The following is a 6,371-nucleotide window of genomic DNA, read 5'->3' as shown; positions in this document are numbered from 1 at the left end:
ACGACATAAAGTAGCTAAAGCTCCTTAGGTTCCGGTGTCTCTTATGCCTCCGAACGCCGACGTTCGCTGGACTGGTGCTCCTGACTCGAACCGAACATTCAAAGCTCGACATGGCCGCAGTTGATGGTGGGCCTCCTCCATTCGCTGACAGGCCGCCAGCTTCGAAATCGAAACTGCGCCGCAGACAACAATCCTCGTTGGCCGAGGCGTCAGACCACAAGAAAATCACCGCTCGACAGTACCGGATGCATGTCGATTACGGCGAACTGGACAGCAGAGACGCCACCCAACCCGTCTGCATCGTAGTACAGCGCGCCGCTGCTGGAATCGTATATTATCCTGTCGTCTGAATCCTGGGCGGCGTTTGCCCCAGAGCCGGAGAAGAATTGCGCATTTGAAAGAGCGCCTGTACTCAAGGCGCTAAAGACAGAGCTGGCCAGGGCAATTTTGTCACCCGTCGAGAAATTGAGGATCGTGTCCACATTGCTCGAAGAATCAAGGGCGAAATCGAACTGGAAAGTATCTGACCCGGCTCCCCCATCGAGGACATCATTGCCTCCACCCCCGGAAAGAAGGTTGGCCGCCGCGTCCCCTGTCAACCTGTCATCACCCGTGCCGCCAAGCACGTTCTCGATATTGCGCACGGTGTCTTCTGCGACGCCCCCTATCGTCGCCGTGGCGTTTGTCGCACCGCTCAAAGTGAGCACGACGGACGCGGACTTGTCGCGATAGCTTGCAGTGTCGACACCTGCGCCGCCATCGAGGATATCAGCGCCGCCACCTCCGGTCAGCAGATCGCGGCCGTCGTTGCCTGAAAGGGTGTTGGCGAAGGTGTCGCCAGTCAGGATGTCGTGGCCTGAACCGCCAAATACGTTTTCGACGTTACGAATTGTATCTTCAGCCACGCCACCAACCTTAACCACGGCATCCGTCGCGCCGTTGAGCGTGACAACGACTGCCGTCTTCTTCTCGCGATAGTCTGCCGTGTCGCTGCCCGCGCCGCCGTCAATGACGTCTTGCCCGAGTCCGCCTCGAAACAGGTTGGCCTGCCCGTCCCCGATCAGGGTGTCAGCGCCCGACCCGGAGAAGATATTCTCCACATTGCGCAGCGTGTCCTCAAGGACACCCCCGACCGAAACTCGCACATTGGCCGCACCGTTGAGGGCAACTACAATCGCGCCTGTCTTCTCCCTGAAATCGGCCGAGTCGAGCCCGGCGCCTCCGTCCAGAACATCGTTTCCCAAACCGCCGGTGAGAAAATCCGCGCCGCCGTTGCCCAACAGAACGTTGACGGAAGCATCCCCGGTCAGAGTGTCTCCAGCGGAGCCGCCCGAAATGTTCTCGATGTTTCGGATTGTATCCTCGTTCACGCCTCCGATCTTCACGACCGTGTCCGCAGCGCCGTTCAGCGTGGCGACCACGGATACGGTCTTTTCCCGGTAGTCTGCCGTGTCCACCCCGCCGCCGCCGTCCAGCACGTCGGCCGCCCCTCCACCCCGGAGGATGTTGGCAAGCCCGTCGCCGGTCAGCAGATCCGCGCCCGCACCGCCGAAGATATTCTCGATGTTGCGGAGGGTATCTTCCGCGACACCACCAACGGTTGCCACCGCATTGTTTGAGCCATTAAGGGCGACGACCACCGAAGCGGTCTTGTCGCTGAAGTCAGCCGTGTCGCTGCCAACGGCGCCGTCCAGAATGTCCGATCCGAGCCCGCCTTTCAGGATGTCCCCACCGCCACCTCCAATGAGAACATTCGCGTGCGCATCGCCGATGATCGTATCGGAGCCCGAGCCGCCGATGATGTTCTCGACGTTGCGGAGCGTATCCTCCAGGCTACCGCCAATAGTGACCCTGGCGTCTGTTCCCCCGTTCAACGTCACCAGTACGGAACCGGTTCTCCCGCTATAATCAACCGTGTCGTTTCCAGCGCCGCCGTCCAAAGTGTTGGCCAGGGCGTCGCCCGTGAGCGAGTCGTCTCCGGATCCAGCGAGGATGTTTTCGATGTTGCGGATCGAATCCTCCGCAACGCTGCCCACGAATACTGTGCTGGCATTGGCGCCGTTCAAGATTATTGTCATAGGCCCCGATTTGTCGCGGTAGTCCGCGGTATCGCTGCCGCTTCCTCCGTCGATGGTGTCGGCTCCTGCTCCGCCCTGGAAGGAGTTGTTCAGACTGTCGCCGGTCAAGGTGTCATCAGCCGAACCGCCAATGACGTTTTCGATGTTGCGCAGCGTGTCCTCGGCCGAGCCATTGACGGTGACAAGGGTGTTCGATGCGCCACTGAGCGTCAGGACGACGGACTGGGATTTGTCGCTGTAGTCGGCTGTGTCGATACCTGCCCCGCCGTCGAGGATGTCGGCCCCGAGGCCGCCGCGGAACGTGTTTGCCAGCGCGTCGCCTGTGATAAAATCGTCGCCCGAGCCGCCGACAATGTTCTCGATTTTCGCGATGGAGTCTTCGGCAACCCCACCTACGGTGACGGTTGCGAGATTGCTGCCGTTCAGCGTGACGGACACTGACGCGTTCTTGTCACTATAATCGGCGGTATCGATGTCCTCGCCACCATCGAGAATGTCGGCGCCCAAGCCGCCACGGAGCCAATCATTGCCCTCGGCTCCGGAAAATTTGTTGGCCAACGCATCGCCAATGAACATGTCGCCCGCCGATCCTCCGATCAAATTCTCGACGTTGCGAAGCGTGTCCTCGGCGACACCGCCGACGAATACAGTGGCGTCCGCGGCGCCGTTGAGCGAAACGACAACGGAAGTCGTCTTTTCCCGAAAATCGGCGGTGTCGGTGCCGCCACCGCCATCGATAACATCAGCGCCTCCCCCGCCCTGGAAGGAGTTGTTCAGGTTGTCTCCGGTCAGTATATCGCCTGCCGAACCGCCAATGACGTTTTCGATGTTGCGCAGCGTGTCCTCTGCCGAGTCGCCGACAGTGACGGTTGAGTTGGCCGAGCCGTTGAGAGTTACGACGACGGACTGGGATTTGTCGCTGTAGTCGGCGGTGTCTACACCCGCCCCGCCGTCGAGGATATCGGCCCCAAGGCCGCCGCGGAACGTGTTTGCCAGCACATCGCCCGTGATAAAATCGTCGCCCGAGCCGCCAAAGATATTCTCCACCCGGCGTAGTGTATCTTCGGCAATTCCGCCCACTGTGACAATGGTGTCTATAGACCCTGTTAGCGTTACCGTTATTCCGAGCGTCTTTTCACGGTAGTCGGCCGTGTCTATACCCGTGCCACCATCGATGATGTCATTGCCGTCCAATCCCTGAATCAAGTCGTTTCCAGCAAACCCGTTGATAACATCGTCAAGATTAGTCCCGATTAAGATATTATTTGATGAATTACCATTTATGGTTGCCATTGCCGCACCGCCTGTGACTGGAGGGTTTGATTGCTGATGTCTCAGACCTAGCAAATCCCCAGTTTGCATTGTTCTGTGGCCTGCGGAATTACCAATTTGATCGTAGACGTAACCTCCATCCGCCGAATGAAGGTAGATTTCCAAGCCGTCAGACGGATTGACACCGTATTTCGGCATCGTGCTGGCGCCGGACGCAGCCGCCGCGCAGCACTTTCATCAGCACCTTCTGTTGCGCCGTGCGCGGACTTTCGATGCGGAGCCGGCGGCGAGTGCAACGAAGAACAGAATGCGCGCCTGGCAGGAAACTGGCCGTGGAGCTCCCCAAGGCCGTGAGCAGCAAAGCTAACGACATAAAGTGGCTACGCCGTCGGTCTCTTGGCATGACGTTAGAGGAAGTCGCGGCGGCCCAATCCAGCGAAGGCAAGCTGGTTTTGCGCGACATTCAGTCCGGTTTCTGGGAAATGTCCGCTCCGAACGGCCATTCGCGCCGCGAGCGAAAGTGCTGCAGTCACTCCCAATTCTGATTCCCACGTTCAAATCGGCATGGCCCGCCGAAGGGTGGACCGGGCTGTGCGCGCGTATATCGACGTGCCCGCGCCCGTAAAAATCTTGCGCGGGCCGCGATTGTGGTCGGCTTAGGGCTGAATTTCTGCGGGCTAGCGACTGGTATCACTAAAGCTGACTTGCCGGGAAAACCGTCGCCTCACCGTTCCCGCGGCCGTTACTACCTTTGCCGACCCTTGTCGCCCTTTCCGCCCTTGTCGCCTTTGCCACCCTTGTCACCCTTGCCCTTGTCACCCTTGCCCTTGCCACCCTTGCCCTTGCCATCCTTGCCCTTGCCATCCTTGCGACCTTTGTCGCCTTTGTCGCCCTTGTCGCCCTTGTCGCCCTTGTCGCCGTCGCCACCGCCGTCGCCATCGCTGTCGCCATCGCCGTCGCCATCGCCGTCGCCGTCGCCGTCGCCGTCGTCGTCGCCGCCGTCGCCGCCATCGCCAGTGCCGTCGCCGTCGCCGTCGCCGTCGCCAGTGCCATCGGAACTAGCTTGGGCAGCATCAATCACGAAGGGGGTGGTGAATGAAGCCAGCAATGCTAACGCCGTCGAAAGGGTAAGAATGCGTACCAGTTTACTCATGGTTTCCTCCCGCTTTAAGCGGGGGTATATTAGCGCACGAGAATAAACGCCGCGCCTAGTCCGAATAGTCGATTCGGTATCTCATTTAGGTATCTACAGGCCGGCTAGCCTTGCTGTCCCGTTCCAAATCCGCCGCTGCAGGGACCCGGTTCCGTGAACCCCCCCGAAGCAAAAAGCATTGCGGCCCCTTGCGGCGGCAAAACGCGAGATTCGCAAGGTACACGGCGTTTTGCGAGTAGCGCAGCGAAGCGGTGATGGGCGTATGTTGCCGCAAAGAAGCACGAAGAAAGAGGCCGGCGATGCCAGAGGAGTGGGGGGCGAGCTCGCCGGCCAGGTCGGCCATGATGGGGGTGCATGGCAGGGACAAGAATATACGGCAACGAGCGCTATTGTATCTCGGCTAAATTGCTTAGCGCCTTGATTTATTCGGCTTTTTGAAGCTCCCGTTCCAACGCCGCGCGGTGTAGTTTATCATCCGCTTGGCCAAAGCCGGCAAGATGTCGAATTTTTTCGGACAAGCCTGGGCTCCCCCGGCCTCCTTTGGCTTGGCTGCGCGTTGCTGTTCTCCTGCCGACGCTTTCGTCTGCCATTTAATCGCTCGCGCAAATGTGCCCACAAGGAAGCAGACTGCTGACTTCAGGATGGCGATTCCGTGATGAGGTGGCCATCTGGAATTTCTTACTTGCAGGGGGGTTACGCCCTGTTCGGCCCGCGGCGCCTTGGCTTCTCGCCGCGCTTAAGGCCCAAGCCTATTTTCTTGGCCAATTGCGAACGGGCCGCGGTATAGCTGGGCGCGACCATCGGATAGTCCGCTGGGAGATTCCATTTCGCCCGGTATTCATCGGGCGTCATGCCGTGCCGGCTCGACAGATGCCGCTTGATCGACTTGAATTTCTTTCCGTCCTCAAGGCAGACGATGTAGTCGCGCGCCAGCGACTCCCTAACCGGAACCGCTGGTTTCAGCGGCTTTTCTCCTACTGCGGCGGCGTGCTTCGCAAGCCTGCCAACCGTTGCTGCAACGCTGGCAATCAGGTCCGGCAACCCTTCTACAGGCACGGCATTATTCGACACGTAGGCCGAGACAATCTCGGCGATTATTTCGATATCAGGCTGGGCCGCGGTCTCGGCCATTGCGTTCTCCCGCACCCACCTTCAGGGGAGGGGACTGCACCAGATGTGTAACATAACGTATCATAGCGTAATGCTTCGTGCGAGCCTGTGGATTCGGCAGAGCTGAGGCGCTGCCCTTGGCATTCATCCGTTTTGCAGGGCGGCTCGCCTTGGCACTGATCGGATTACATGGCGAGAGGATCTGATGGCAGCTTGGCCGATTAATGGAGCTATCGCTTCTTCGGCTTTTTGAGCTCCCGCTCCAAGACGGTGCGATGTAGTTCGACTAACCGCCTGGCCTTGGCCAGCGAGATGTTGAATTTCTCGGCGAAAGCCCGGGCCTCCTTGTCTTCGCCTGACCGCCCGACGCTGTCCTCGTCCTGGCCTTCGGCTGGTGGCATTTCGTCTGCCATGCTTGCTTCCTTCCTTCCTGGTCGTCAGAACGGATGAGCATCAACGGACCGCAGTGCACCATATCTTGCTGCGCTGCACAATATAACGCTTTGGACTAGGTGATGGTGCGCCTTGACCATCATCCGAAAGGCTGGTCTCCCCATTTTGCATAGGATGCAGCCCGTTCAGGCTTGGTGTATGTTGTGGAGTTTGCGGCATGGGGTGGCATCAATGAGTAATGACACCGATCTGGTCGACGAGCTGCTCAGCATGGCGAAAGAGCCTGATCATTTCACCCGGTCCGATCTGGGCGAGATGATTTTGATCGCTGCCACCGAAATCATAAAATTGCGAGAATTTGGAGT

4 protein-coding genes are annotated in these 6,371 nt (G+C 59.1%); all 4 read right to left on the bottom strand.

The window, feature by feature from the left end:
• Positions 1 to 209 precede the first annotated feature (209 nt).
• The gene (locus G6N73_RS34215) at positions 210 to 3,548 is read right to left on the bottom strand and encodes a beta strand repeat-containing protein (protein WP_246252798.1); all 3,339 of its coding nucleotides are present in this window, start codon (positions 3,546 to 3,548) and stop codon (positions 210 to 212) included.
• 547 nt (positions 3,549 to 4,095) lie between these two features.
• On the bottom strand, positions 4,096 to 4,503 hold the full coding sequence (locus G6N73_RS34210) for a hypothetical protein (protein ID WP_165034321.1): 408 nt from the start codon (positions 4,501 to 4,503) through the stop codon (positions 4,096 to 4,098).
• 693 nt (positions 4,504 to 5,196) lie between these two features.
• Positions 5,197 to 5,634, bottom strand: coding sequence for a Ros/MucR family transcriptional regulator (locus G6N73_RS34205; protein WP_165034320.1), 438 nt, complete (start codon positions 5,632 to 5,634; stop codon positions 5,197 to 5,199).
• Between the two features lie 209 nt (positions 5,635 to 5,843).
• A complete protein-coding gene (locus tag G6N73_RS34200) occupies positions 5,844 to 6,026 on the bottom strand; it encodes a hypothetical protein (protein WP_165034319.1) in 183 nt (60 codons plus the stop codon).
• Positions 6,027 to 6,371: the final 345 nt, after the last annotated feature.

The organism is Allomesorhizobium camelthorni, from assembly GCF_011045125.1.
GTDB classification, from domain to species: domain Bacteria; phylum Pseudomonadota; class Alphaproteobacteria; order Rhizobiales; family Rhizobiaceae; genus Allomesorhizobium; species Allomesorhizobium camelthorni.
Note: the sequence above shows the minus strand (reverse complement) of the source record. Positions and strands in the feature narration are given on the sequence as shown.

What these genes read in the sequence shown, in the direction of transcription:
- G6N73_RS34215 (WP_246252798.1), bottom strand. Translation starts at nt 3,548, where the DNA reads ATGCCGAAATACGGTGTCAATCCGTCTGACGGCTTGGAAATCTACCTT.
- G6N73_RS34210 (WP_165034321.1), bottom strand. Translation starts at nt 4,503, where the DNA reads ATGAGTAAACTGGTACGCATTCTTACCCTTTCGACGGCGTTAGCATTG.
- G6N73_RS34205 (WP_165034320.1), bottom strand. Translation starts at nt 5,634, where the DNA reads ATGGCCGAGACCGCGGCCCAGCCTGATATCGAAATAATCGCCGAGATT.
- G6N73_RS34200 (WP_165034319.1), bottom strand. Translation starts at nt 6,026, where the DNA reads ATGGCAGACGAAATGCCACCAGCCGAAGGCCAGGACGAGGACAGCGTC.